The sequence below is a fragment of the Brevibacterium pigmentatum genome (genome assembly GCF_011617465.1).
GTDB classification, from domain to species: Bacteria; Actinomycetota; Actinomycetes; order Actinomycetales; family Brevibacteriaceae; genus Brevibacterium; species Brevibacterium pigmentatum.
The window spans coordinates 1,478,397-1,503,487 of the sequence record NZ_CP050153.1 but is presented as its reverse complement, the minus strand read 5'-3'; the positions used below and the strand labels follow the sequence as shown (position 1 = coordinate 1,503,487).

General features: G+C 61.8%; 27 protein-coding genes and 1 pseudogene. 10 read left to right on the top strand and 18 right to left on the bottom strand.

Annotated features, from left to right (window positions below; all coding sequences use genetic code 11):
* Positions 1–3: 3 nt before the first annotated feature.
* Positions 4–690, bottom strand: coding sequence for an SDR family oxidoreductase (locus tag GUY30_RS06735; protein WP_039210466.1), 687 nt, complete (start codon positions 688–690; stop codon positions 4–6).
* An 87-nt stretch (positions 691–777) separates the two neighbouring features.
* On the opposite strand from GUY30_RS06735, the gene GUY30_RS06730 reads away from it, so the two are divergent.
* The 4 genes from GUY30_RS06730 to GUY30_RS06715 are packed head-to-tail and all read left to right on the top strand — an operon-like array spanning position 778 to position 2,983.
* Positions 778–1,359, top strand: a complete 582-nt coding sequence (locus GUY30_RS06730; RefSeq protein ID WP_167195343.1) for a hypothetical protein — start codon at positions 778–780, stop codon at positions 1,357–1,359.
* Positions 1,360–1,392: 33 nt separating this feature from the next.
* Positions 1,393–1,998 carry a 1-acyl-sn-glycerol-3-phosphate acyltransferase gene (locus tag GUY30_RS06725; RefSeq protein WP_167195341.1) on the top strand — a complete coding sequence of 202 codons (606 nt, stop codon included), beginning with the start codon at positions 1,393–1,395 and terminating at the stop codon, positions 1,996–1,998.
* 1 nt (position 1,999) lies between these two features.
* A complete protein-coding gene (gene arfB, locus GUY30_RS06720; RefSeq protein WP_167200762.1) occupies positions 2,000–2,443 on the top strand; it encodes an alternative ribosome rescue aminoacyl-tRNA hydrolase ArfB in 444 nt (147 codons plus the stop codon).
* A gap of 45 nt (positions 2,444–2,488) precedes the next feature.
* The gene (locus tag GUY30_RS06715; RefSeq protein ID WP_167195338.1) at positions 2,489–2,983 is read left to right on the top strand and encodes a DinB family protein; all 495 of its coding nucleotides are present in this window, start codon (positions 2,489–2,491) and stop codon (positions 2,981–2,983) included.
* 58 nt (positions 2,984–3,041) lie between these two features.
* On the opposite strand, the gene GUY30_RS06710 is transcribed toward GUY30_RS06715, so the two are convergent.
* The gene (locus GUY30_RS06710) at positions 3,042–3,893 is read right to left on the bottom strand and encodes a GNAT family N-acetyltransferase (RefSeq protein ID WP_208091499.1); all 852 of its coding nucleotides are present in this window, start codon (positions 3,891–3,893) and stop codon (positions 3,042–3,044) included.
* Between the two features lie 19 nt (positions 3,894–3,912).
* Entirely contained in the window at positions 3,913–4,857 is a 945-nt protein-coding gene (locus GUY30_RS06705; protein WP_167195332.1) for an alpha/beta fold hydrolase, read from the bottom strand.
* 174 nt (positions 4,858–5,031) lie between these two features.
* On the opposite strand from GUY30_RS06705, the gene GUY30_RS06700 reads away from it, so the two are divergent.
* Positions 5,032–5,505: a DUF8821 family protein gene (locus GUY30_RS06700; RefSeq protein ID WP_167195329.1), complete on the top strand. Its 474-nt coding sequence runs from the start codon at positions 5,032–5,034 to the stop codon at positions 5,503–5,505.
* Between the two features lie 91 nt (positions 5,506–5,596).
* Here GUY30_RS06700 and GUY30_RS06695 read toward each other — a convergent pair whose 3' ends face one another.
* The 4 genes from GUY30_RS06695 to GUY30_RS06680 form a co-directional block, all read right to left on the bottom strand.
* Entirely contained in the window at positions 5,597–6,037 is a 441-nt protein-coding gene (locus GUY30_RS06695) for a YtoQ family protein (protein ID WP_167195326.1), read from the bottom strand.
* Between the two features lie 163 nt (positions 6,038–6,200).
* Positions 6,201–6,521, bottom strand: a complete 321-nt coding sequence (locus tag GUY30_RS06690) for a DUF1801 domain-containing protein (protein ID WP_228281771.1) — start codon at positions 6,519–6,521, stop codon at positions 6,201–6,203.
* 253 nt (positions 6,522–6,774) lie between these two features.
* Positions 6,775–7,917: an alpha/beta hydrolase gene (locus tag GUY30_RS06685; RefSeq protein WP_167195323.1), complete on the bottom strand. Its 1,143-nt coding sequence runs from the start codon at positions 7,915–7,917 to the stop codon at positions 6,775–6,777.
* 294 nt (positions 7,918–8,211) lie between these two features.
* On the bottom strand, positions 8,212–8,844 hold the full coding sequence (locus GUY30_RS06680) for a TetR/AcrR family transcriptional regulator (RefSeq protein WP_167195321.1): 633 nt from the start codon (positions 8,842–8,844) through the stop codon (positions 8,212–8,214).
* Positions 8,845–8,971: 127 nt separating this feature from the next.
* Here GUY30_RS06680 and GUY30_RS06675 point away from each other — a divergent pair, with 127 nt between their 5' ends.
* Positions 8,972–9,826 carry an NAD(P)H-binding protein gene (locus GUY30_RS06675; RefSeq protein ID WP_167195318.1) on the top strand — a complete coding sequence of 285 codons (855 nt, stop codon included), beginning with the start codon at positions 8,972–8,974 and terminating at the stop codon, positions 9,824–9,826.
* 313 nt (positions 9,827–10,139) lie between these two features.
* Here the strand turns inward: GUY30_RS06675 and GUY30_RS06670 are convergent, their stop codons facing one another.
* Positions 10,140–11,087: a LysR family transcriptional regulator gene (locus GUY30_RS06670; RefSeq protein WP_167195315.1), complete on the bottom strand. Its 948-nt coding sequence runs from the start codon at positions 11,085–11,087 to the stop codon at positions 10,140–10,142.
* Positions 11,088–11,210: 123 nt separating this feature from the next.
* Here GUY30_RS06670 and GUY30_RS06665 point away from each other — a divergent pair, with 123 nt between their 5' ends.
* The gene (locus tag GUY30_RS06665) at positions 11,211–12,203 is read left to right on the top strand and encodes a putative oxygenase MesX (RefSeq protein ID WP_167195312.1); all 993 of its coding nucleotides are present in this window, start codon (positions 11,211–11,213) and stop codon (positions 12,201–12,203) included.
* Positions 12,204–12,220: 17 nt separating this feature from the next.
* Complete coding sequence (locus GUY30_RS06660; protein ID WP_167195309.1) at positions 12,221–13,261, top strand: methionine synthase; 1,041 nt, start codon at positions 12,221–12,223, stop codon at positions 13,259–13,261.
* Positions 13,262–13,714: 453 nt separating this feature from the next.
* Here the strand turns inward: GUY30_RS06660 and GUY30_RS06655 are convergent.
* The 9 genes and pseudogenes from GUY30_RS06655 to ychF form a co-directional block, all read right to left on the bottom strand.
* A pseudogene (locus GUY30_RS06655) lies at positions 13,715–13,902 on the bottom strand (DUF933 domain-containing protein); the annotation flags it as partial.
* A gap of 22 nt (positions 13,903–13,924) precedes the next feature.
* Positions 13,925–14,365, bottom strand: coding sequence for a HEPN domain-containing protein (locus GUY30_RS06650; protein ID WP_167195306.1), 441 nt, complete (start codon positions 14,363–14,365; stop codon positions 13,925–13,927).
* Positions 14,358–14,951 carry a helix-turn-helix domain-containing protein gene (locus GUY30_RS06645; protein WP_167195303.1) on the bottom strand — a complete coding sequence of 198 codons (594 nt, stop codon included), beginning with the start codon at positions 14,949–14,951 and terminating at the stop codon, positions 14,358–14,360. The genes GUY30_RS06650 and GUY30_RS06645 overlap by 8 nt, the downstream gene beginning before the upstream one ends.
* A 286-nt stretch (positions 14,952–15,237) precedes the next feature.
* The gene (locus GUY30_RS18170; protein ID WP_407645311.1) at positions 15,238–15,363 is read right to left on the bottom strand and encodes a phosphotransferase; all 126 of its coding nucleotides are present in this window, start codon (positions 15,361–15,363) and stop codon (positions 15,238–15,240) included.
* Positions 15,364–15,392: 29 nt separating this feature from the next.
* Positions 15,393–15,695 carry a HigA family addiction module antitoxin gene (locus tag GUY30_RS06635; RefSeq protein WP_167195297.1) on the bottom strand — a complete coding sequence of 101 codons (303 nt, stop codon included), beginning with the start codon at positions 15,693–15,695 and terminating at the stop codon, positions 15,393–15,395.
* A complete protein-coding gene (locus tag GUY30_RS06630) occupies positions 15,682–15,963 on the bottom strand; it encodes a type II toxin-antitoxin system RelE/ParE family toxin (RefSeq protein ID WP_167195294.1) in 282 nt (93 codons plus the stop codon). The genes GUY30_RS06635 and GUY30_RS06630 overlap by 14 nt, the downstream gene beginning before the upstream one ends.
* A gap of 108 nt (positions 15,964–16,071) precedes the next feature.
* Entirely contained in the window at positions 16,072–18,534 is a 2,463-nt protein-coding gene (locus GUY30_RS06625) for a hypothetical protein (protein WP_228281765.1), read from the bottom strand.
* Positions 18,535–19,875: 1,341 nt separating this feature from the next.
* Entirely contained in the window at positions 19,876–20,259 is a 384-nt protein-coding gene (locus GUY30_RS06620) for a hypothetical protein (RefSeq protein WP_167195291.1), read from the bottom strand.
* Between the two features lie 36 nt (positions 20,260–20,295).
* Positions 20,296–21,381, bottom strand: coding sequence for a redox-regulated ATPase YchF (gene ychF, locus GUY30_RS06615; RefSeq protein WP_167195288.1), 1,086 nt, complete (start codon positions 21,379–21,381; stop codon positions 20,296–20,298).
* Between the two features lie 72 nt (positions 21,382–21,453).
* Between ychF and GUY30_RS06610 the strand changes: the two genes are divergently transcribed.
* A complete protein-coding gene (locus GUY30_RS06610) occupies positions 21,454–22,650 on the top strand; it encodes a DNA recombination protein RmuC (RefSeq protein WP_167195285.1) in 1,197 nt (398 codons plus the stop codon).
* 6 nt (positions 22,651–22,656) lie between these two features.
* Here GUY30_RS06610 and GUY30_RS06605 read toward each other — a convergent pair whose 3' ends face one another.
* On the bottom strand, positions 22,657–23,673 hold the full coding sequence (locus GUY30_RS06605) for a 4-hydroxy-3-methylbut-2-enyl diphosphate reductase (RefSeq protein ID WP_167195282.1): 1,017 nt from the start codon (positions 23,671–23,673) through the stop codon (positions 22,657–22,659).
* A 91-nt stretch (positions 23,674–23,764) separates the two neighbouring features.
* On the opposite strand from GUY30_RS06605, the gene xseA reads away from it, so the two are divergent.
* Positions 23,765–25,072: an exodeoxyribonuclease VII large subunit gene (gene xseA, locus GUY30_RS06600; RefSeq protein ID WP_167195279.1), complete on the top strand. Its 1,308-nt coding sequence runs from the start codon at positions 23,765–23,767 to the stop codon at positions 25,070–25,072.
* Positions 25,073–25,091 lie beyond the last annotated feature (19 nt).

The window sequence follows — 25,091 nt, the reverse complement described above, 5'->3', positions numbered from 1 at the left end:
AGCTCAGCTGATCGCCTCGGCGATGGGGGTCTGCCCGTCGTAGAAGTTCACGGTCTCGCGCACCGCAGCGGACTCAGCGAGGACATGGGTGATGACGTCGGCGACGAGGTCGCGTGAGGTCACCCGCACATCGTCGGCCGGCGTCTGCCCATCGAGGTCGCCGGCCGCATCGGCGATGAGAACCTTGCCGCTGGAGGGCTCGAGGGTCAGACCGCCGGGTCCGAGGATCGTGAAGTCCAACGAGCTTGCTCGCAGGTGCTCATCGGCACCGCTCTTGGCCTGCACGTAGGGGTAGAAGGAGCTCTCCGGGTCGACGCGGTCCGAGTCGACGGAGACGCTGGCGTAAGAGACCATGACGAAGCGCTTGACCCCGGCCTGTTCGGCTGCGTCGATGGATCGCTTGGCTGCTTCGAGGTCGACGGCCTTCGTCCGCTCCGGGCTGCCGCCGCCGGCTCCGGCGGAGAAGACGACCGCCTGGGCTCCTGCGAACAGGTCGGCGAGCGCCTGAGTGTCGGCGGTTTCGATGTCGAGGACGACCGGGTTGGCCCCTGCGGCTTCGACATCGGATGACTGGTCGGGGTTGCGGATCACCGAATCGACGGCGAAACCTGCGGCCTTGAGCTTGGGTGCTGCCAGGAGTGCGATCTTTCCATGGCCGCCGAGAATGACGACACGAGCTGAATCAGACATATCTACCTCCGTTGTCGGTGATGCTTGGTGTCCGGTACAGCGACAGGTCGGCCGTAATTATTCCGTGCCGCCGGTATTCTGATGTCCATGACCGACGATCTCTCCCCTGCCGCCGTCGTGCGTCGGCTCGACCGTGGACAGCAGGTCGTCATCCCCTCCTCGAATCGGCAGGTCCTCTTCGGTCTGCTCGTCGCGCTCGTCATCGGCATCGGTCTACTCGCCTTCTTCATCTACGTCGTCACCGCCACAATCGAGGACGGGCGCAGCCCGTGGCTGATCATCATCAACCTGCGCATGTGGGCGTTGGTCATCGGCATCGTCGGGTGCCTGGTCGTCGCACCGATCGGTCTGTTCGTGCGAATGCGCAGGCGCGAATCCCTCGTCCTCTCCCCCCTCGGCGTCGCGTTGGCACGGCGCGATCAGGTACTGCCCGGCACGCTGCTGCCGTGGCAGGATATCGAAGCGATCGTGTTCGAAAAGGCGGCAAGCCGTGGCCCCAAGGCCGCGGCGTATATCCTCACCGAGGAGGCGACCCGTCGACGACTCGGGCGCGGGCATCATCCGCGGTTACTCGTCAGGAATGGTTTTGGCCTCAGTCCCCGTCGACTCTTCCCGGTCCTGAAAGCCGCACACGCCCGTTTCGCACCGCGCCTTCATGGGCCCCGATAGGCCCGCACATGCGCGTGCCTTAACGTTGAGATCATGATCCGACGCCTCCTCGCCCGCGCCTTCTGGACGTTCAGCAAGTGGAAGCTCGTCACCGAGCCCGCCCCGAATCGTCCGACGATCCTCATCGGGGCACCCCACACCTCCAATTGGGACTTCGTCGTGATGCTCGCGATCGCGTGGCGCCTTCGTGTCGATGTCCATTGGCTGGGCAAGCATTCCCTCTTCACCGGATGGCGTGGGCCGATCATGCGCGGACTCGGCGGGATACCCGTCGACCGCTCGGATCCGAGCAAGATCGTCGACGAGGTGGTCGGCCGCATGCGTAAAGGGGAGGTCTTCGCTCTCGTCATCACTCCAGACGGAACCCGCGGCGGGCATACTCATTGGAAGTCCGGGTTCCATCGCATCGCGATGGCAACGGGAATGCCCGTAACGTTGGGCTACCTCGATACAACTACGCACACCACCGGGCTGGGCCCGACCCTGGAGATGAGCGGCGACATCGCCGCAGACATGGATCGGATCCGCGAATTCTACGCCGACAAGCGTGGAATCCGACCGCACCTGCAGGTCACGCCGAGGTTGCGCGAAGAAGACTCCGCCGGTGACGATCGCAAAGGCGAAGCGGAGCAGAGCTGAGATGGACGGTGATCTGCACGTACCCGCTGGACCCGGAATCCCAGCCGGGCTGGTCATCCCCGCATCCGACCTGTCCGAACAATTCTCCCGGTCATCCGGCCCGGGCGGCCAGCACGTCAATACCTCCGATTCACGGGTGCAGCTGAGCCTCGACCTGGCCTCTGCGAGTTTCTTCACCGAGGTTCAACGCGAGCGAGTGCTCAGTCGATTGGCACCACGTCTGTCGGGAACTGTGGTCACCGTGACTTCGGAGAAGCAGCGGTCACAGCTGAAGAATCGTCAGGACGCACGCATGCGGCTAGCGCAGCTGCTGCGGGAGGCGTTGGCCCCGCCGGTGCAGAGGCGAGCCACGAAGCCGTCCCGAAATTCCCGGCGCCGCCGAGTGCGCTCCGAACAGCGGCGGTCGGAGATCAAACGCAACCGCCGCCGGCCCCGTCTCGACTGATCCCCGGTGGTGACAGAGGCGGTCGCGAAGAGCACAATGGGCGACATGAACAGCATTGAGATTCTCACCGACCTGTCCCAGCGCCCCCTCCAAGCGGCACAGGCGCTGCCCGACCTCTCCCCCGAAGAACTCAACGGCCACCTCGGCGGGCATCCGAACTCTATCGCCTGGCCGCTGTGGCACAGCGGCCGCGAGATCGACGTGCAGCTCTCCGACCTCACCGGACGCCCCCAGCAGTGGGAGGACTTCCGCGACCGTTTCGACCTCGGCGAGATCGGCGATGGGTTCGGGCTCGGGCACACCCCGGAACAAGCAGCCGAGATCCGCGTCGACGATCAGCAGCTGCTCGTCGACTATCTCAACACCACATTGAACGCGTTCACCGAGTACCTGGAGACGCTGTCGGAGGACGACTTCGACGAGATCATCGATGAGAACTGGACGCCGGCAGTCACTCGCGGCGTCCGCATGGTCTCGATCATCGATGATGCGATCCAGCATGTCGCGCAGGCGGCGTTCATCGCCGGCGCTCCGGCCTGACCTCCGACGTCGGCTGTCCTGACCTCCAACGCCGCTGCGGTCTGTTCTCCGACGCCGGTCAGGGGCGGCGGAAGTCCCTGACCTCGCCGAGGCTGTCCATCCCGGCCGCTCGATAGGTGGCGACGGCGGCGGTGTTCGATGACGGAGTGGCCACGTTGACACTCGACGCTCCCATCGACCGCAGTGCGCTTGCACCACCGAGCGCCATTTCCGTGCCATAACCGAGGCCGCGGTGGTCACCATGAACTCCGAGAGGTTCGATGATGCCGGGGCGACCGTGTCCAGCGGACCAGACGGTGGTGGCGCCGACGGCAGCACCGTCCGTGGAATAGCCGACGAGACACCGAGCCTGTTGGTAGGCGTGTCCTGCAGCCATCAGCTGCCATCGCTCAGCGGTCAGTGATGCGCCGGGCAATGCGGCGGATTCGACGCTGACCCGGTCAGCGATGTCGTCCGCTTCGACAGTCTCGAACCTCAACGAGGTCGGTGGGACAGAATCTGACAGTGCGCGTTGCAGGACGGTCCAGGGTTCGTCGGGTGTCCATGCCGCCTCGTTGAGGGTGTGCTGCAGCGCGGGTCCGAACCGGGATTCGACGATTCCCGTCCCTGGTGGGAGGAGATCGGACAGAGTGGTCTCGATATCAGTCACGACCGCCTCGGCGAGGGTTTCATCCGCGGCATGGTCGGGCGAGATCGCCATGCGAATGAGTTCGGTTTCGTCGAGGAATCCGACGGCTGCGATCTCGCCGTCGCGCGTCCACACCCGCAGTCCCGAGGCAAGCGCTTGCGAGCCGAAGCGCTGATACCAGCCGAAGTCGCCAGGATGGACTTGGACGGGCAGCCCCTCGCGCTGCCAGGACGCGACAGCATCGATGATGTTCGAAAGGTCCTCGGCGGACGGAATCATCATGGTGGGCCAGCCTCGATCTTTAACCTGCGATGACGCGGGTTGCGAATTCGACGATCTCCGCTTCCGCCTCGGCGCGAGTCGTCGGTTCATTGTGGACTTCGTGCCGGACTCCTGAGAAGACTCGTGTGCGCACGTCTGCATGACCGGTCTCTCGCAGCCTGTTGGCCACGTGGTAAGCGCCTTCGCCGTAGTTCGCGACCGGATCCTGGTCACCCGCGAGGATGAGCACCGGCAGATCGCTTGAGATCGTCTCATACCAGGAATCGGCATTGGCTTCGTCATAGATGTCGACGAACCCCTGCAGGAACCGCGCACTCATCGGGGCACCGAAATTATTGAACGGGTCACGGCCGTGATCGGCGACGACCGCCTCGTCGAGGGCAACCCATGCAGTGGGTCCTGCATCGGGACCGCAGCGGTCGAGGAACCCGTCGAAGAGCTGTCCCACCAGATGGTCTGCAGCAGGTTCCGCACGATGGTCGCCAGCGGCCGCCTCGGCGAGTTCAGCGCGGTCAATGGTCTGTTCGATTCCCTTCATCTGCGCGGCGATTCCGCACAGCGCCAGCCCGGTGAGTTCGGCTTCAGGGCGGGAGGCCATGGAGCGGGCGATCATCGACCCCCAGCTGTGGCCGAAGACGATATAGGGCAGTCCGGGCAGGATCTCACGCGCCTTCGCCTGCAGAGTCACCTCGTCGTCGACGACGACGCGCGCGGCCTCGTCTCCCGCGTCGGCCCAGACGCCCGACTCCATGGCAGTGCGCCCGTGCCCTGCGTGGTCACTGGCGACGACGGCGAAGCCGGCATCGAGCAAGGTGCTGATGAGGTGGAGGTAGCGGCGGGAATGTTCGCCGAGGCCGTGGATGATCTGCACGATGCCGTTCGGAGCTGTTGTCGGAGTGTAGAGCCAGGCATTGATCGTGTCGCGGTTGTTGCTCGAGGAATATGTGATTTCGTGCAGGGCCAAAGCCGGACTCCTTTGTCAGTTGCGTCGTCTACACCGAGATTCCATAGCAATCAGAACAATCGCCGAGATGCCGATACTCTATCGCAGGTCTCGGACCTCAGCTCTGTACGGATGGGCAAGCAACTCTCGCATTCAGACGTGTACGGTCGAACACCTCGGGCATATCCTTGACCCATGCCGTTCGAAGCCGTTTCATTCACCGATGTCTCCACCGCGGGACTCGAATCCTCCCCCGTCGCCGAGGCGCTGGCCGGCCTGCGCGCCAACGAGGCGCGGTACTTCTCCAACAAGTACATGCACACGTTCAAAGTGGCCCCGGCCGCCGATGCACAGGAGGAACTGGACTGGGTGGAGGAGATCCTTGCCTCCGAGCGTGAGATCGTGCCGACTTCGCCGGCTCTCGAAGTCAGCGTCAATGATGTCGACGGCATCTACTGGGTGCACGTCTTCTATGAGTCCGGGCTCGCGATCAATGTCCTGTGGACGCGAGCAGGCGATGGCAAACGGGCCGTTGGTTTCAAGCTTTCGGAAGGGATGGACGTTCCTCCCAAGCTCTCGGCGTTCAAGTTCGCCCGTCAGAAGTCGAAGCTCGCCGGAGAGATCCGCGGATCCTTCTTCAAGATCAAGGGCGATCATCCCCTGCCGTAGCGTCACGACGCGCAAGGCCTGAGGTCGCGAACGATCGGCTCCCATCCAGTCATTCGTGGCCTCAGCTAGTCGAGCTCAGCCTTTTTGAGGATCAGTCTCTAAGGATGTACTTCAGGGTTTCGACCACCTGATCGGTTGTCTGGCACCAGGCTTTGGCTTCGGCATCGACCTCTTTGAGCGGATGCACGATGTCGGCATCGTGAAGGGTTATATAGGGTGTGCCGAGTGCTGCGCAGTAGCCGGCGTCGAAGGCGGCGTTCCACTGCTTGTACTTATCCCCGAAACGCACGACGACCAGATCGGCCTTCTCGATGAGGGTGCGCGTGCGGATGGCATTGACCTTGGACGACTGGTGGTCGCGCCAGAAGGAGCTGTCGTTCTCGCCGAGGTGGTCACCGGCAGCATCGCTGGCCGGATGGTCGGTCACGGGTGCGGTGAAATCGATATCCAGACCGGCCGCCTCGGTGCCGCGCTTGATCTCATCGCGCCACTCGGTGTGGATCTCACCGGACAGGTAGACGGAGAAACTCATGTCGATCACTCCTCAAACTTATGGCAGATGGGACTGGTTTCCCTTCAAGCACCACCATAGCCAATCGGAACTCAGACGCTCAGCGCCGATCTCGCGGCCGAGCCCGAGACACAGACATCGCACGAAGTGACGTCTGCGGGCTCGGCCCCGGCGATCGTCACCGTCAGGAGGTTGCCCTCCTGACGATCTCGGCGATGCGCTTCTCGGCGACCTCGTCGATAGTCTCGAAGTACCATGCGGCGGGCATCAGCGATCCGTCGGAACCACCAGCTGGGGTGAGTTCGACCTTTTCCGTGAGGGCCAGGTTGACCCGATCGTCATTGCGCAGTGTCACCAATGCAGGAGTGCTCGCGGACAGAGCATAGGCCGGCATGCCGTACCAGATCCGCGGTTTGAGACTCGGGGCGACGGTCACGATGATCTCGTGCGCTCGCTGCATGAGCGATCGCTCCGGCTCGTCCATCTTCGCGATCTTGGCGGTCACCTGGGCAGGTTCTTCTCGTCTTTGGTCGTCATGTCATGTCCTTACGTCAGCCGGTGTGTCGCACCGGCGGTTGAAGACGGCGCAAGAATGCGCCGCACCCCATCTGGACATGTTCCGGGCCGACCGGAGCTCTCCGCAATGATTCAGGCTTAGGTACCTGGAAGTGCTGGCAACCGTACGTGCTGCCGATTTCCACGATACCTGCATCGACGCCTCCCCGCCAGAGCAGCCGAGATCAACAACAGTCGTGTGGCTAGCGAAGTTGCTCGGTTAAGTAGGCCTCTGCGATGCTCAGGTGCCCCTGGCTGCCGATTGAGTTCTTCGCCTTCTGCGTGTATGCATGATTGGCGAGGGGAACTTTCACGGTTGTGACGTCGACGCCACGACTTCGGGCCGATTCGGCCCATGAAAGCTGGTCGGTTGGGGTGATCACGTCATCTCGCATCGCTGTCATCATGAGCATCGGCGGCGCGGGTGCTTTCAGGTGCGTGACGGAATCGGCCACTGAGTAGCGTTGCGGATATTCCTCTGGTGTGCCACCCGTGTAGCTGGTCGCGAACAGGCGCGTGCCGGATCCCGCGCCGGGCCCGGTGGGGGCGCTCTCGTAGAGGCCCGTCACGTCGAACGCGGGGTAGTCGGCAATGACCGCTGCCGGAACCGGAACCTTCCCGCCACACGACGACTCGGCGTCGCCCTGTGCAGCGGCACCAGCGGTATTGGCGACCATATTGCTGCCCGAACTCTCGCCCCAGAACGCAAGGCGATCGGTATCCGCACCGATCGCGTCTGCGTGGGTCTGGATCCAGCTTGCCGCACATGCGACCTGCGATGGTGCGCTCTGCCAGGTTGCGTTATCCAGGGTGGCGAGTTCATATTCGACCGATACGACCAGGTAGCCGTGATCAGCGAGTTCACGGAGCTTTGAGCTCGCTGCGTCCGGTTCGCCTGCGATCCAACCGCCTCCGTGGACGTACATGATCGTCGGGGCCGACCCCTTCGCTCTCTCCGGTTCGTAGATCGATACCGAGAGGTCATCGCCCGAGCTGGACTTGTCGTACACTTCCTTGCGATCAGGCGACGCCGAATCGATCGCCGAGAGCCCGAACGTAGCAGTGAACAGATTCACCGAACCACCAGCCGAGGCGATGGCGACGAGGAGCACAATGACGACCGCCAGATTCGCGATCGTGCTCACCACTCCGAATCCTGTCACCACAGCTCCGGTCCTTCGCCGGCCTTGGCGCAGGCAAAAGATTCCGAACCCAAGCACAATCGCTCCGATCACAGTCGCCATCGGCGCAATCGTCGGCGCAAACCGGGCCGCAGCGGAACTGAACGGGCCAAGCCCGGGAATGAGCGATGCCAGGCCGATGACCGCAGCGATCGCACCGAACACGAGCGCGAGGATGAGACCCGTTGCCCGAACTGTTTTGGTCACGCGCTGAGGCACTGCGGGCTGTGACGAATTCTTGCTGGCTGTCATCTTCGGTCCTCGCCTTCCGATCTGTCGGGTTGAGATTCTCTCTGCAGCAGATCTCATCGTGGCGGTCACCTCCTGACGCCAGGGGCCACTCTAACGCAGGCCGATTCTCACAACCCAGATGAATCGGCCTGCGTCCACGGCCATGGGAGCGCAGCCGAAGTCAGCAGAGATTCCCTGCACTGAGCCAGCCTCACCGAGGTCGCGAGGCTAGTCGGGCACGCTGGACGATCTGCAGATCCCACTGATCTGGAATGCGGTTCGGCGGTCATAGTCGGCTCGAGGCGGTCGGCCCCCGTGTTTGAGGACGAGAGCATTGTCGCGGGCAAGTGATTGGAAGTCTTCTGTTGTGAAGGCGGGGACCAATACGCCGGCGGCGTGCCCCTGAGCGACAAGGCTGTCGTGGAATTCCGTTCCAGCACGGCACAGGGCCAGCAACGGCTCGGAATCGCGATACTCCTGGAGGAGAACATCATTGACCGCAGGAACTCGATACTGCAGGTCACGCAACGCATAGATATACGAGCAGATACGCTCTCGGACTTCGCCGGTGGACCGCACCTCCTCAATGACCGTCTGCAGCTCCACCGCAACAACCTCGTCGATGACAGCATCAATCAAGCCGATTCTCCCGCCGAGCCGATTGAAGATCGTCGCCTTGCTCACGTCTGCAACAGCGGCGACCTCCTCAAGGGGCGCAGAGAACCCCTGCTCCCGGAACACCTGGACCGCCGCACGTCGAATCCGGTCGACGTTTCGGCGAGCATCCGAGCGGAGAGACTTCACACCACTTGGATCAGACACGATGACGCCCCCTCCCGCAGTGACAAGTAACTTGATCATAGCAGTCAAGTTAATGCAGGATGGGACCACCAAATTAACCCCACGGGTCAACTTCAGCCATTGCAGCAGCTCTGACGTGCGCACGAAGCACGCTGTCAGCTCACAGTTCATACGAAAGGAATGTCAGATGATCATCGTCACCGGAGCGACAGGCACTCTCAACGGAGCTACTCTCGACCATCTTCTGAAGCGGATTCCGCCTGGGCAGATCGGCGTCAGTGTCCGCGATCCCTCGCGTGCGACCCATTTGGCCGCTCAAGGAGTCCGCGTCCGGCAGGGGAGCTATGACGATCCAGCAGCTCTGCGCCATTCATTCGCGGACGCCGAACAGGTTCTCCTGGTGTCCTCCAGCGACCTTACTGCCGACGTCGTCGCACAACACCGCAGGGCGATCGACGCAGCCGTCGATGCAGGGGCTCAGCGGATCCTGTACACAAGCACCCACGGAGCAGGCTTCGACACCCCCTACCCGCCGCTCGGAATCCATGCGGCCACGGAACAGTATTTATCAGAATCGGGAGCAGCCTGGACCTCGTTGCGAAACGGCTTCTACGGAGACCCGGCTCAGCTGCTCGGTGCATGGGAAGAAACCGGCGAGATCGCCATGCCCGCCGATGGACCATTTTCCTGGATCGATCGCCGCGACGCGGCGGAGGCCGCCGCTGCGGTTCTGACTGCGGATGAACCGCTCGAGGGCCCGATCGACCTGACGCTGCCCGAGCCGGTCACCCTCGAGGATTTCGCCGCCTCCGCGTCCGAGATCGCCGGACGCCGAATCGAGCGCGTCCTCGTGGACGACGAGAAGTGGGTGGCCGACGCCATCTCCCGCGGTACGCCCGAGGAGGTCGCGCGTTTCACCCTGTCGATGTTCCAGGCAACAAGGAGCGGGCATTTCTCTGAGTCGGACCCCACGCTCACGCACTTCCTGGGACGCAGCCCCCGCAGCATCACGGATCAGTTGAAAGGTCTCGATACTCGGTGACACGGTCGCCGTCCGCTAGACGTCGGATCTGAGTTCCACCCATGAGACGTCCAACGAGGCTGTCATATCGACGTCGGAGTGAAATCCCATCGCTTCCAACTCTCGCTCCCCGATGCATACGGCCAGGGCCTGAGTCAGACGCGGTTTCACTGGCTCGAGTAGGTCGGCGACAGCCGTGGCCCCAGGGCTCATCGCCTCGCGGATTCCGCGATCTGCAACCCCAGAGAGCACGACCCCTGCACCGAGGTGGTCTTCATACGAGGGGCGCAGCGAGTCGTACGGCTATTCGAGACCGCTTCGGCGCTGTCCTCGGTCACGGCTGGTCGAGCAGCGCAATACCGAAACCGTCGACAACGGCCCGAACTTCGTCGAGGTATCGTTGCGCCTGTTCGGTCAGCGGGATCCCGGAATGATCGATCCAGCCGATCTCGATGCGTTCCTCGACCTCGAGTGGAATCGCGACGATGGCCGGATCGAGATCGTCGCTGATGATGCCCGTCGAGATGGTGTAGCCGTCGAGTCCGATCATCAGGTTGAAGATGGTCGCACGGTCAGAAACCCGGATCTCCTGCTTGCTCGACAGGGTGGAGAGAATCTCCTCGGCGAAGGAGAACGAGTTGTTCGCGCCCTGGTCGAAAGTGAGCCGCGGCAGGGCGGCGAGATCGTCAAGGGTGACGCGGTTGCGGGAGGCAAGCGGGTTCGTACGAGAGATGAAGATGTGTGGGGAGGCGAGGAAGAGCGGGTGGAACGCAAGCCCCGAATCTCGCAGCAGTTTGTCGATGACCTTCCTGTTGAAGTCGTTGCGGTAGAGGATGCCGAGCTCACTGCGGAGCGTGCGAACGTCTTCGATGATGTCCCAAGTACGCGTCTCTCGCAGTGAGAACTCGTACTCGGCAGCATCGCTGGCCTTGACCATCCGAACGAAAGCATCGACGACGAACGAGTAGTGCTGCGCCGAGACTCCGAGCAGACGCCGTGACGGCGGGCGCCCTAGGTAGTGCTGCTCGAGGAGTTCCACCTGTTCGACGACCTGCCGGGCATAGCCGAGGAACTCCACACCATCGTCAGTCAAAGTCACCCCGCGAGCGGATCGGACGAGCAGAGCGCGATCCACACGGGTCTCCAGGTCCTTCATCGCAGCAGACATGGTCGGCTGAGAGACATAGAGGAGATCGGCGGCGGCGGTGATCGACCCTTCCGACGCGACCTCGATGAAGTACTGGAGTTGCAGCAGCGTGATGTTCTTCAGGCCTCGAGACATAGATCAAGGCTATAGGAATCCATAGTTCCCCCGAGTTACCCGATGACCACAGGGGACGGGCAGGATGGATCACAGACATGCCAGCGACCGCAACCGGCCGAACACCCACCGAATTGGACGTCCATGACACCTGAGTTCTCATTCAGCATCACCACGACTCGATTCGACGAGGACTACTCGCCGTCGGAGAGCACCCGAGCGACGACGAACTTCGCCAACCTCGCCAGGGGCGAGGACCGTCAGCAGAACCTCCGCACTGCTCTGAGCATCATCAATCGCCGCTTCAACGAACTCGCGTCCTGGGACAATCCCGACCGGGATCGCTATGTCCTCGAACTCGACATCGTCTCCGGAGGACTTCACTTCAGCTCGGGCGGCCGGGAACAGGAGTTCCCGCTGCTCGAAGTCCTGGATATCCAGATCATCGACAGACTGACTGGAAAACGTCACCCCGGGATCGTGGGGAATAATTTCTCGTCCTTCGTCCGCGATTTCGATTTCAGCGTGCGGCTGCCGGCTGCCAATGAGGCCGCAACCGAGTTCACGGTCCCCGATGACTTCGGTGATCTGCATGGCAAACTATTCCAACACTTCCTCGACTCTGCCGCCTATCGGGAACGGTTCCAGACGGCACCCGTGATCTGCATCAGCGTGTCCACAAGCAAGTCGTACCGTCGGACCGAGAATCACCACCCGATTCTCGGGTTCGAATACCAGCAGGACGACTACTCACTGACCGATGACTACTTCGCGAAGATGGGACTCCAGGTGAGGTATTTCATGCCGCCGGGCAGCGTCGCACCGCTGGCCTTCTACCATCGCGGCGACCTCCTCGGCGACTATTCCGATCTGGCGCTCATCGGCACGATCAGCACGATGGAGACTTTCCAGAAGATCTATCGGCCCGAGATCTACAACGCGAATACCGCCGCCGGAGAGGTCTACCGGCCGACGCTGGACCGGCACGACTTCTCGGAGATGCCGGTCACCTATGATCGTGCCGAACGCAACCAGCTCGGCACCAGACAGGGAAAGTTCACGGAGGAGTTCTTCGTCAACCTGCACCGAGAGATGCTCGAGCAGTGGGCGTCCGACCGACCCGTCCCAGTCGCATGACCGCAGGAGAAGAAACGATGACGCAGCCGCTGCTGCCCACCTCAATCGTCGGCAGTCTGCCGAAGCCGTCCTGGCTCGCGCAGCCCGAAACCCTCTGGTCCCCCTGGAACCTCCAGGGCGAAGCCTTGGTCGAGGGCAGGCACGATGCCCTGCGCATCTCGACTCATGAGCAGACCAATCGCGGCATCGACATCGTCAGCGACGGAGAGCAGACCCGCCAACATTTCGTGACGACGTTCATCGAGCATCTCAGCGGAGTCGATTTCGAGAAGCGCGAGACGGTTCGGATCCGCGATCGCTACGACGCAAGCGTGCCCACAGTCGTCAGCACCGTGAGCCGTGAGAAATCGGTCTTCGTCGACGATGCGAAGTTCCTCCGCCAGCAGACTGATCAGCCGATCAAGTGGGCGCTGCCGGGACCGATGACGATGATCGACACACTCTATGACGCCCACTACAAGAGCCGCGAGAAGCTGGCCTGGGAATTCGCCACGGTCCTCAATAAGGAGGCAAAGGATCTGGAGGCGGCGGGAGTGGACATCATCCAGTTCGACGAGCCCGCATTCAATGTCTTCTTCGATGAGATGAAGGACTGGGGAGTCGCCGCGCTCGAACGGGCAGCGGAAGGTCTGCGGGCCGAGACCGCAGTGCATATCTGCTATGGCTATGGGATCAAGGCGAACAACGACTGGAAAACGACCCTCGGGTCCGAGTGGCGCCAATACGAGGAATCGTTCCCCTTCCTGCAGCGCTCGAGCCTCGACATCGTCTCGCTCGAATGCCACAACTCGCATGTCCCGATGGACCTCATCGAACTGATCCGCGGCAAGAAGGTCATGCTCGGCGCCATCGACGTGGCGAATGAGACCATCGAGACACCGGAGGAGGTCGCCGCCACTTTGCGCAAGGCACTGAAGTTCGCCGACGCGGACAAGCTCATTCCAAGCACGAACTGCGGCATGGCCCCCTTCGCGCGCGACGTCGCCCTCGCGAAGATGAGCGCCTTGAGTGCAGGAACAGCGATCGTCCGCGAGGAGCTGATTGCGTCAAGGGGCTGACCGCCGCCGCACTCCATCCGCACATGTCCCGAGCCGTCGGGCCTCTCCGCAATGATTCGGGCGTCGTGAGCCCGGGAAGCCCAGTGACAGCTCAAGTTGTCGTTGCCACAGTGCCCCAGTCTGTGCCGCAGACGCAGGGCAGAACGGAGAGCGCCTACCTATCAACGCTTGCCTCAGACGTTGAAGCGGCACCTTCGGCAGACCGGATTCCGCGACGAGTCGAACGGCTGCGCGACTACGAGAAGGTGTGATCGCAGAGATCTTGTCGCGCAGCGCTCGACGCTCACGACGAAGCTAGTCGATGCGTCGCGGCGGTACTCCGATCGACACGGCGAGCTTGTTCTGCGCGTTCAATGCGTTTTGTCGTAACTACTCATGCCAGATGCACTCGGTCTTCTTACCGCCGAGTGATCTGATATCGAACCCAGCGCATGACGGAGTCAGTCAGCTGCGCTAGACGTCGAACCGGAACTCCACGACGTCGCCGTCGACCTTGATGCAGTCCTTCTGGAAGACGGTATGAATGACTCCGGCCGCCTCGGTGCGGTGGCTCCCTTCGGAATCGTCCACGCACGGGATTCCGTGGGCCCGGCCGTCAGGTAGGTCTGCCGACCGAGGTTGTCGAAGCCGATGCGAGCGAATAACTGCACCCAAATTCGTCGATTACCCGTCGCGACGCACGTACTCGGCACAGACATCGACGATCCGAACGGCCGCGGCGATCGCTTCAGCCACGTCTTGGTTCGTCGCTGTCGGTCGATCGTCGTCGGGATACTCAGTCGCGTTGCGCACTTGACGCATCCACTCAAACTCGCCCAAGGAATTGTCGTTGACGAAGCCCGCTGCCGCGATCCCGGTGTTGCGATGAGCTCCGCCGACTGGTCGGACACGGAACCCTTCGGCAGCAAGGACGGCGACGAGCGCTTTGCGCGCACCATCGTACGCCGCTGTGAACGCCATCGCGTGATCGTCGGTATCAGCAAGCAGCTCCGCCGTACGGATATGGCGTTCTGCGGTCACGACCACAGCCAGCGCATGCTCGCGATTCCGATCCACACGCTCCAGTCTTCGGTTCACGAGCATCTGCTTGATGATCTCAGGCAAGGATCTCACCGGATCTCACATCGACTAAGGGTCGTGACCGAATCGTCGAGACGAACGGCGACGGGTCCTCAGAGTTCCAGTCGACCGGTGCGATACGCGTGACGTTCACGGGCAAGTCGAGCTTGTCGCCTGCTTCGGCTGCAATCCCCGAGAGCGTCCTCCGCGGCGTCTCCCCCACGACGAGGACGTCTAAGTCGTTGGGAAACTCACCGCTTTCTCCTGACCGGCGCGCGGCCCAAGATCCGTAGATCAGCAACTCCTCCGCCCCGTCGATCCCGTCGAAGAGCTCACGCAACACCGGCACCGGCCCGTAGGTCGCCGCGATCAAATCTCGCATCAGAGCGAACAATGGGTGGTCGGCATTCGCGCTCACGAGACGGTTTCGCCCCTCGTACCGGTCACGAAGCACGGCGGATTCGACCAATCGCCCCACTTCGCGGTGCACGACCGGGCCGCTTGTGCCGGTCCGCCGCCCAAGCTCTGCCAGCGTAAACTCCCGATCAGGGTGCCCGAGAGTCTCGGCCAGAATCGCCCCAACGGCATCCGAGCGCACAAAAGGCGTCAGCTGCGTTGCGATATTCTTCATAGAACACGAAGATATCTTCCGCTTATAGGAAGAGTCAAGAGTGTGCCACCGCTCGCCAGCGACCGCCGCGGCCGTTCAGAAACATAGTCCCCCAGGGTTCCACTCCGTCGCGATCAGCGTTTCGAAGCATCTCGTACATCGCCCAGGTTCGTTGTACCGGCGCCTCAGGAAAAACGCTGCGCAGCTCGGCCTCGGCGCGGCACCCGTCAACAAAGGCGCGGAGTGACTGCCCTGCCACGTTGGGATCAACAGACGTGACGTTGAGCGTGAGGGCCTGCGCGGAGTACTACAGGTCCCACAACCGGGCACTCGCAGCCGCACTATCCCAGTCAATAAATACCCAGCGCTCACCCAGCAGAAGGTTCCAGGGTGTGAGATCTCCGTGACCACCCGACAGTGGTTCTTTCGTCACCCTGCCCGCCCGATCGGAGTGCTCGCCGTTCACACCACCTGCAGCGGAACGATCGAAGCGATCTGCTCACCTGCCTGGTCCTCGGCGCGGTCGAGCTCGTAATGACTCTGCAGGTTCATCCAGAACTCCGCCGACGTACCGAAGTACTTCGCCAGCCGCAGCGCGGTGTCCGCAGTGATCCCACGCTTGCCGTGCACGATCTCGTTGATCCGCCGAGGTGGGACACCGATGGACACGGCGAGCTTGTTCTGAGTGATCCCGAACCCTTCTATGAAGTCCTCCATGAGGACCTCCCCAGGGTGGATCGGCTCGATCTCGTCAGCGGTAGTCAACGATCTCCACCTCTTCCGGTCCGGCCTCTGTCCGCACGAAGCAGATGCGCCATTGGTCATTGATCCTGATAATGTGCTGCCCAGCTCGTTCACCCTTCAGAGCTTCGAGACGATTGCCGGACGGGACGCGCAGATCCTCGAGAACTTCCGCCGATCCCACCTGACGAAGCTTGCGTAATGCGACTCGATGGATCCTCGGACCTATCGACCGTACGCGCCCACGATGCCACAGCCGCTCGCGCTCCTTGTCGCCGAACGATCTGATCAAGAGATCAGTGTATAACGAAGAACGTCATTAACGCTAGACGTTAAACCTGAACACCACCACGTCGCCACGGTTAGAAACCTTTACGTGCGGTATTGCGAGGAATTGTCGTTAACGGCCTCGCTTACGCTTCTTCTTCGGTTTCCGACTCGGATTCAGCCTGACGGTCGCCCTCCGCGCCGATGGTGGGATCGGACGCCCCATGACGGCCGGAGGTATGAGGCCCATCTTCGCAACGAACCCGTCAAGCTGTCTATTCTCCACCGGAGGCGAGTTGTCATAACGGATCGAACCGATGCGTTGCTCCTCATCGAAGACCACCATGAGCGCACGATCCGACTGAATTTGGTGCTTCTTCGCGAATCCGTAGGTCGCGAGCCGGGTGCTGGCCTCTTGGATAGACATCGTTCGAGGTTTGGAGCCCATGAACAACGTCGGGTAACCCCACGCTCCGGCGAACGCCACCATCGAATTGTGGTGGAGACCGTCCTGGCGAGTCATCAATGCTAAGCGTTCGACCATGTCGCCCAGCGATTCCTGCGACTCCTCAGAAAGGTTCAACAGGTCAGCACTGAAGCGGAACCACCCTGGTTTACGCCCATCCTGAAGGAAGTCTACGATTCGGGCGACGCCCGACAAGGTGCTGAAGGAAGGCTTCTCGACTTCTATATCGCTCGAGCCTTCTTGGTAGTAGACCCAGGCGTCTAGCTCATCGGTTTGAGTCATCACTCGAGTGGGAACAGCCGACTCCTGATACCGGCGGCGTTCCTTGCCTGTAAAGGGCGCGACGCCAAGGAACTCTTCGCTTACCCGATCAGGGTCCGGCTCGACCCACAAGCCGCCAGAGAGAAACAGCATGAATAGATCCAGCTCGTCGACGGCTGAGAACTTCAGAGAAACTTCTGACTCTGTTCGACGTCGCAGATATAGCAGGAACTCCGCGGGCCTATCGATGACCTCGGCAATAACACTCAGGTCGTGCAACGTAACGAGCCATGGGAAACGATCACTCCCCACGACGTTAGCGCGTACGAGTTCGTCCAAAGCAGTAGATAGCGGGCCGAAGTCGTCGAGGTAGACGGTCACCGAGCGGACCTCGCGGACCTCCGCGAGATCCAGCCATTCGCGATTCTCAAGCCACAGCCCGTGATTGGTTCGGATATGGCTCTCAAGCCTGAGCGCCTGGTCAGTCGCGCTCCCGACCGTTTCCCGCAGGTCGGCAGACAACCTCTGGACATGACCACGCCGCGCCTGACTGGAGATGCTCTTTGCCTTCACTTCTACACAAATCGCGACATCCTCGATAATGAACAGACCATCTGCTTCAGTCTGCTCGGCGATCGAGTTGATGTCCTGCGCATCGGGTCCGAGCTCAGAAACCGCAATGCCCGGATTAGCGCGGAAGTATTTGAGGTTCGCGTGGGCTGCATATGAGCCCAGAAGGGTGGCCAGGCGTTTCAGAGCGAGCGCCTCGCTCACAAGCATGCGGCGCTTCTCATAACGACGAAACTTAGCGGGAACCACTTTGAGGGCCTCTTCGACGACCTGGCGGAAGCAGTCGGTGCCAATCGGCTTGCCTGTCAACATGTAGTTGCCATCGGCATCCTTGACCAGCGATGCGGAGCGGAACGGGTTATCGCCGCTTAGGAACTTCGTCGCGACAGCAAGCGCATCGTCAGCGTAGTTGAACGATAGGCTGAACCGATCCAAAACGGCCAGGGTCCGATCTGCCGGCACGCCCGATGCTTCGGTAACCTCTTGAACAGTGATGGTTGCGCGCTCTCCAGGAAGCTCCAGCATACTCATCAGGGCGGCGCGCACGTCCTTCTCAAACGCAGGATCGTTCTTCTTCTCCGCATTTTGCTCGAACATCTCGCCGACAGTGTCGCGGACGGCGAAGAACTTCTCCCCGTGGACGCGAACTATTGCCTCGCGCACTGCGCAGAAGTCCTCGTAGCTGAAACCAAGAGTTTCGAGGAGCAACTCACCGAGGTGACGAGATGAGAACAGTTCTTCATTTATCTCGTCATGAATATGCGCGTACTGCATGAACTGCACTGTCAGATCATGGCTGACGAATTGGGCGGACAACCCAGTCAGCGGACCGTATTCGTTTCGCTCACCCGAACTAAGTAGGGCGAAGGAGCCCAACGCCAGCATTTCCCTCGCCCGTTCGTGTAAGTCGGGTATCAAACCTGCGGGGCGAGTCTTGCTCGTTGGCGAAGACACGGGCGCGCGCTGTCCCCTGGCAAGCAGAATGAGCGCAACAAGTTCGACCGCTGCCGGCATCTGATCAGCAAGACTTTCGCGGTAGCCCTCGAGGACCATCGGCATCTCGCGCATCCGCATGAGCTCGATCACGTCGAAGGCATCCGCGTCCTTTAGCGACTCCGATACGGCCTGGACATGCTCGGCGATTATCTCTGGGCCACGAAGCACGTATTCTCTCGGGTTCTCCCCCTCGTTCATGCGTCCAAGCATTTCACGCACGCGCCCAAAGGCCGCGGCGAGACCCTCATCATCAGCTGTGACTATTCGCCTCGAAGGCAAATCCCGAGCCTTCTTCTTCCCCATTACACTCACCTTTTGTCCACACGATCCGTAGCGATTGGACTCATACCTCATCGTAAGACGTCATGGCCTCCTCGAAGTTCTACTCCCCTGACGGGGGCGTGGCGTGGTGTTCGGCGGCGCAGGAGTCGGCCGTGAAACGACGCTCGGGGCTTTAGCGTCTACCACATCACGCGAGATCTCATCACGCAGCAGTCCTGTCGGCGTACATAACCGTGCCTAAGGTATCCAGCCGCACATACCAGCATCTGTCAGCGTCGTAACCAACGCAGACACGTCGGGACCGACCTGGCAGTCTCCGGCCAAACTCTGCGGACGGGATGAACAGGCGTCGTTCATTCTCGGCTAGCTCAGCAGCAAAACAGCAACTAACCGGTGCCTTTCTCGATAGGCGCAACAACATCATTCCAGGCCCACGACGCGAGCAAGCCAGATTAGATGTCACCCACTCGCGCAGCAGTCTCTCGCCGCTTTCTCATCATCAGGTTTCTACCACGGCACATCCCAGCCACCGCCCCAACACAAACACCATTGGCATCCGGTTCGTGGAAGAGCCTCCGACAATCGGCACTCCTGACGTTGGGGGTGTGTTTCCCGTTTTGCAGGTGGCGGTGCGCAACAAGATCGTGAGCTGGTCGGAGCCGCGCGAAATCCGGTTGCGCGACCCCCTCCGCCGACTACCGCAACGTATGAGACGGCAGACATGCGCAAATGACCAGACCCAGAGTTCGCGACTGCCAGCCGGCCAATCTATGCGATTTTGCATTAGACCGCATTTTGAGTCACGACGTACGCGACATGCACACGTCTGGACCCTAATGCATCCCAAAGGAGCACCTTCAAAGAGCCGCAAAGAATGACCAACATGGTCCAGCGAACCACGAGAACCGACAGGAGTCGCCCATGATGCAAGAACGGAACTCGACCGTCTGACAGCCGACTATAAGTCCTGACCAGAAGCCATACTTACACATTGAACCGGAACTCCAACGGGTTCCGGTACGGACCAACATGTTGACGAAGCAGACCAGCACACAGCAAACCACCGTGACTGAAGGGACCTTGCATCAGCGAGTGAATCTCGAAGGTTCTCGATGGTCCCCGGAGAGTACCGTCGTGTGCACTTGAACACCACCCGATCTGACTAGCAAACTGCCGTGCCTAGGCACGAACCGCAACACCCACACGCCGCATGCGGCTCCGCGAACCAGGCAAACTCACTCGTTTTCTGGGCGTCCAACGCTAGTAGCAATGGAGTGAAAAGTAGACGCGTGCAACGTCGCGTGAAAATCAAGTTCACAAGCAAAGTTTTTCGCGGCGCTACGCGCGTCTCACACCAGTGAATTACCCTTTCGCCTCGACTGACAGGAATCTCTTCAGGTCAGAAGCAGTGACGTTTGCGTTAATCTTGGCGACTTTCGACACACGAACGACGATATCGAGCAAGGCATCGTCTGTCCTTACTCCATCGAGGAACTGCCTGTATAGACGCAAGAGTTCAGCATCGTCGCTGAAGACAACCGGGATCTCATTTAAGGAAGCTGCCACAAGCCTCTGGTCGCCGCGGTTACGGATAATCTCGCGCGCGAGTGCAACACGACTGGCACGGAGCTCGCGCTTGTTCGTGGACAATTCCGCCAAGGCCCAAGTGGCAATGCCAACGACTAGCGAACCAGCGACACCTACGCCAGCGCCCAATAGTGCGGCTACCACTTCAGGATCAGTCATCTGGAACCGCCAGATGATTTCCGGTACCCATCATGTCTAGACATTGAAGCGGAACTCCACGACGTCGCCGTCGACCATGATGTAGTCCTTGCCTTCCATCCGGACCTTGCCGGCGGACTTCGCGGCAGCCATCGTACCGTTCGCATCGAGATCCGCGAACGACACGATCTCGGCCTTGATGAAGCCCTTCTGGAAGTCGGTATGGATGACTCCGGCCGCCTCGGGGGCGGTGGCGCCCTTCGGAATCGTCCACGCACGGGATTCCTTGGGACCGGCAGTCAGATACGTCTGCAGACCGAGAGTGTCGAAGCCGACGCGGGCGAGTTGGTCGAGTCCGCTCTCCTCCTGACCGGTCGATTCGAGCATCTCCCGGGCCTCTTCTTCGTCGAGCTCGGCGAGTTCCGACTCGAACTTCGCGTCGAGGAAGATCGCTTCGACCGGTGCCACGAGGGCGCGCATCTCGTTCTTCTTGTCCTCGTCGGCGAGCACCTCGTCGTCGACGTTGAACACGTAGAGGAAGGGCTTGACCGTCATCAGCTGCAGCTCACGCAGGGCGCTGACGTCGAACTTGTCGGCCTGCATCGCCTGGTAGAGCGTCCGCCCGCCTTCGAGGATCTCGGTAGCGGCATCGATCGCGGTCAGCTGCTCGGCCGGTGCGCGCTTGCCCTTGACTTCCTTCTCGATCCGCGGCCGCGCCTTCTCGAGAGTCTGCAGGTCAGCGAGGATGAGCTCGGTATTGATCGTGTCGATGTCATCGGCGGGGCTGATCTTGCCGTCGACGTGGACGACATCGTCGTCGACGAATCCGCGGATGACCTGGCAGATGGCGTCGGCTTCGCGGATGTTCGCGAGGAACTGGTTGCCCAGGCCTTCCCCTTCGGAGGCGCCGCGCACGATTCCGGCGATGTCGACGAAGTCGACGGTGGCATTGAGGATGCGTTCGGAGCCGAAGATCTCCGCCAGTCGCGTGAGTCGCTCGTCCGGCAGAGGGACCACGCCCACGTTCGGCTCGATCGTCGCGAACGGGTAGTTCGCCGCGAGAACTTGGTTCTTGGTCAGTGCGTTAAACATGGTCGACTTGCCGACATTGGGCAGTCCCACGATTCCAATAGTCAAAGCCACGGTATCCAAGTCTAGCCGTCGCCGAGGTGGTCCTCGAATTCTCGTGTCAGTGCCCTCTGTCACCCTGGGACCATGAATGCTTTCCCCGCATCCGCAGTCATCATCGCCTTCATCGTGGCGATCGTGCTCGCCGCCGCGCTCGGATTCCTCCTCGGCCGCAGTCTCACCCGTTCCCGCTATCTCGAGAGACTCACTCGCGCCGAGACCACGTCACGCATCCTGTCCGAGCGCACCGAAGACCTCGAGGCCGATGCGCAGATGGCCGGTGAGATCACTGCCGCCATCGGGCCGTTGGCGGCAAGCGTGAAGAATCTGCAGGAGAACCTGCACTCCCAGGACCGCACGCAGATCGAACAGATCACCCGACTGAACTCCCAGATCGGGCATCTCAGCCAACAGAACCTCCGCCTCCAGGAATCCACTGGGTCGCTGGCCAACGCTTTGAATTCGACGACCCACCGCGGCGACTGGGGCGAGGTCCAGCTCAAACGCATCGTCGAATATGCCGGCCTTCTCCCCCACGTCGACTTCGACACGCAGGTCAGTGCCGACCGGGACGGTAAGCGCCACCGACCCGATATGGTCGTCCACCTGCCCGGCGGCGGCACGATCGTCATCGATGCGAAGACTCCCCTGTCGGCGCGGATGAACGAGGATTCCGGCGAGGCGGCCGACGCCGGCATGCGCGGTCAGGACCATGCCCGCGCCCTGTTGCGCCATGTTGATGCCCTGGCGTCGAAGGAGTACTGGAAGGCGTTCGAAGCCTCCCCCGACTTCGTCGTCTGCTTCGTGCCCACCGACGGTCTGCTCTCCGCAGCCGCGGCAAGCTACCCGAAGATGATCGATCATGCACTGGGCAAGAACGTCGTCCTCGCCTCACCGGCGACTCTGCTGGTGCTGTTGAAGACTGTGGCACTCAACTGGCGGCAGGCCGACATGTCCACCTCGGCGGCCGAAGTGCTGCGGCTGGGCACGGAACTCTACGAACGCATCGGCACGCTGGTGTCTCATGTGTCTCGGATGGGTGCCAGTCTGGATCGGTCGGTCGAGGACTACAACCGGTTCGTCTCGTCCTTGGAGTCCCGGTTCCTCGTCACCGCGAGGAAGTTCCCGTCGACCGGCATCGTCGCCGATGAGCTCGATGCCGTGGCCGAACTCGATACTCGCGCTCGGGGCGTCAGCGCCGAGGAGCTCAGTCGGCCGCGAGCCATGGACTTCGACGATCGCGGACCGACTCATCTGCGTGATCGGCAGACGGGGACGGACTGAGGATCGTCAGCCGAGTTTGCGCAGTTCCTTCGGCAGCGAGAAGATCAGGTCCTCTTCGGCGGTGACGACCTCTTCGACCGTGTCGAATCCGTAGTCGGCCAGCAGCTGCAGCACGTCTTGGACGAGGTTCTCCGGAACGCTCGCTCCGGAGGTGACTCCGACCGTGGTCACGTCGTGGAACCATGTCTCGTCGATCTCCCGGGCGAAGTCGACACGGTAGGCAGCCTTCGCCCCGTGTTCGAGGGCGACTTCGACGAGGCGAACGGAGTTCGAGGAGTTCGCTGACCCGACGACGATGACGAGATCCGCGTCGAGCCCGATCTTCTTCACCGCGAGCTGCCGGTTCTGTGTCGCGTAGCAGATGTCATCGCTGGGTGGATTCTGCAGGTGCGGGAAGCGCTCACGCAGGATCTCCACTGTTTCCATGGTCTCGTCCACGCTTAAGGTCGTCTGTGAGATCCACACCAGCTTCTCGGCAACGGGAACCTCGATGGTTCGGGCCTCTTCCGGGCTCTGCACCAGTGTGATGTGTTCCGGCGCCTCACCCATGGTGCCCTCGACCTCTTCGTGTCCGGCATGGCCGACGAGGAGGATGCGGAAGCCGTCCCGGGCGAACCGGATGGCCTCCTTGTGGACTTTCGTCACCAACGGGCATGTCGCATCGATCGTCGACAGCGAACGCTGGGCAGCCTCGGTGTGCACGGCCGGTGAGACTCCGTGGGCGGAGAACACGACCCGAGCACCTTCCGGGACTTCAGCGGTGTCATCGACGAAGACGGCCCCGCGTTCGGACAAGGTCTCGACGACATGCCGGTTGTGCACGATCTCCTTGCGGACATAGATCGGTGCGCCGAAGTGCTCGAGGGCGCGTTCGACGGCGATCACGGCACGATCTACGCCGGCACAGTAGCCGCGCGGTGCGGCCAGCAGCACCCTCTTGTCAGCATTGACCGGAGTGCGGATCTCGCCAGGTGCCAGACGCCGGCGCGGAATGGTCGGGGCAGGTACTGAAACGACGCTCACCCGTTCAGTCTAAGCCGGAGGCATCGACTGCGGCCAGGAATGGGCTGCGTCCGTGCCGTTCGTTAGGCTGGGGATTCGGAAGGGGACTTAAATGGCGCAAAGAATTTCCGGCACTCCCGGCACGCTCGGCGAAACGGCCGAGCCGAAAGAGCTCGCCGCCACCGCAGCCGAGACCACGGCGGAGAATCCGTGGCCGCTGAGTCTGCTGTCGTCGAAGATGAAGTCCTATATCGACCGCATGTCGAGCGTGTGGATCGAAGGGCAGGTCGTCGAACTCAACCATCGGGGCAAGGCCAGCTACCTGACCCTGCGCGACACCGATGTCGAGATGTCTCTGCCGGTCCAGATCTGGAAGAACGTCCTCGACCGCACCGGAGCTCCTCTGACCGAGGGCAGCCACGTCGTCGCCAATCTCAAAGCCGACTTCTGGACGAAGACCGGTCGGCTGACGATGCGGGCCAACGACATCCGTGCCGTCGGCCTCGGCGAACTCCTCGCCCGCCTCGAACGACTGAAGAAGCAGCTAGGGGCCGAGGGGCTGTTCGATCCCAACCGGAAGCTGCGACTGCCGTTCCTGCCGAACCGGATCGGACTGATCACCGGACGGGATTCGGATGCGCAGAAGGACGTCATCCGCAATGTGCACCTGCGCTGGCCTGCCGCCGAATTCGAAGTCCGCAACTGTGCCGTCCAGGGACCGGATGCCGTACCGGGAGTGATGAAGAACCTCGCGGAGCTCGATGCGGACCCGCAGATCGATGTCATCGTCATCGCCCGCGGCGGCGGCAGCATGGAAGACCTCCTGCCGTTCTCCAACGAAGCCCTCGTCCGTGCCGTCTCCGCCGCGCAGACACCGGTGGTCTCGGCGATCGGGCACGAGGCCGACCGGCCCATTCTCGATGAGGTCGCTGACATGCGGGCGTCAACACCCACGGATGCTGCGAAGAGGATCGTGCCGGACGTCGCCGAAGAAGGCATGAATCTGCTGCGTGCTCGTGCCGAATTGGATGCCGCCGTCAATCGCATCCTCGACCGAGAGCAGGAGATGCTCACCGCCGTGCGCTCACGGCCCGTGCTCGCCGAACCGCAGACGATGATCACCGCGCATGAGAACGAACTGACGATGATCCGCCGCCGCAGCTTGCAGGCGACGAACGGACTGCTCATCCAGGCTCAGAACGAGATCCAGCATCTCCGTTCACAAGCCAGGTCCCTCTCTCCCCTGCGGACCTTGGAGCGCGGCTACGCCGTGGTCCAGACCGACGACGGTCAGGCCGTTCGCAACGCCGCCGAGGTCGCCGCCGGCGACAGCGTCCATGTCCGGGTCGCTCGCGGTCGTTTCGACGCCGATATCACCGAGGTCACTCCGGAGACCGGCGAACCGACAACCGACGATTGACCACATTTCCACACTCTGT

Coding starts and splice junctions, on each gene's coding strand:
- GUY30_RS06735 (WP_039210466.1), bottom strand. CDS start 690: ATGTCTGATTCAGCTCGTGTCGTCATTCTCGGCGGCCATGGAAAGATC.
- GUY30_RS06730 (WP_167195343.1), top strand. CDS start 778: ATGACCGACGATCTCTCCCCTGCCGCCGTCGTGCGTCGGCTCGACCGT.
- GUY30_RS06725 (WP_167195341.1), top strand. CDS start 1,393: ATGATCCGACGCCTCCTCGCCCGCGCCTTCTGGACGTTCAGCAAGTGG.
- arfB (WP_167200762.1), top strand. CDS start 2,000: ATGGACGGTGATCTGCACGTACCCGCTGGACCCGGAATCCCAGCCGGG.
- GUY30_RS06715 (WP_167195338.1), top strand. CDS start 2,489: ATGAACAGCATTGAGATTCTCACCGACCTGTCCCAGCGCCCCCTCCAA.
- GUY30_RS06710 (WP_208091499.1), bottom strand. CDS start 3,893: ATGATGATTCCGTCCGCCGAGGACCTTTCGAACATCATCGATGCTGTC.
- GUY30_RS06700 (WP_167195329.1), top strand. CDS start 5,032: ATGCCGTTCGAAGCCGTTTCATTCACCGATGTCTCCACCGCGGGACTC.
- GUY30_RS06695 (WP_167195326.1), bottom strand. CDS start 6,037: ATGAGTTTCTCCGTCTACCTGTCCGGTGAGATCCACACCGAGTGGCGC.
- GUY30_RS06680 (WP_167195321.1), bottom strand. CDS start 8,844: ATGATCAAGTTACTTGTCACTGCGGGAGGGGGCGTCATCGTGTCTGAT.
- GUY30_RS06675 (WP_167195318.1), top strand. CDS start 8,972: ATGATCATCGTCACCGGAGCGACAGGCACTCTCAACGGAGCTACTCTC.
- GUY30_RS06670 (WP_167195315.1), bottom strand. CDS start 11,087: ATGTCTCGAGGCCTGAAGAACATCACGCTGCTGCAACTCCAGTACTTC.
- GUY30_RS06665 (WP_167195312.1), top strand. CDS start 11,211: ATGACACCTGAGTTCTCATTCAGCATCACCACGACTCGATTCGACGAG.
- GUY30_RS06660 (WP_167195309.1), top strand. CDS start 12,221: ATGACGCAGCCGCTGCTGCCCACCTCAATCGTCGGCAGTCTGCCGAAG.
- GUY30_RS06645 (WP_167195303.1), bottom strand. CDS start 14,951: ATGAAGAATATCGCAACGCAGCTGACGCCTTTTGTGCGCTCGGATGCC.
- GUY30_RS06625 (WP_228281765.1), bottom strand. CDS start 18,534: ATGGGGAAGAAGAAGGCTCGGGATTTGCCTTCGAGGCGAATAGTCACA.
- GUY30_RS06620 (WP_167195291.1), bottom strand. CDS start 20,259: ATGACTGATCCTGAAGTGGTAGCCGCACTATTGGGCGCTGGCGTAGGT.
- GUY30_RS06610 (WP_167195285.1), top strand. CDS start 21,454: ATGAATGCTTTCCCCGCATCCGCAGTCATCATCGCCTTCATCGTGGCG.
- xseA (WP_167195279.1), top strand. CDS start 23,765: ATGGCGCAAAGAATTTCCGGCACTCCCGGCACGCTCGGCGAAACGGCC.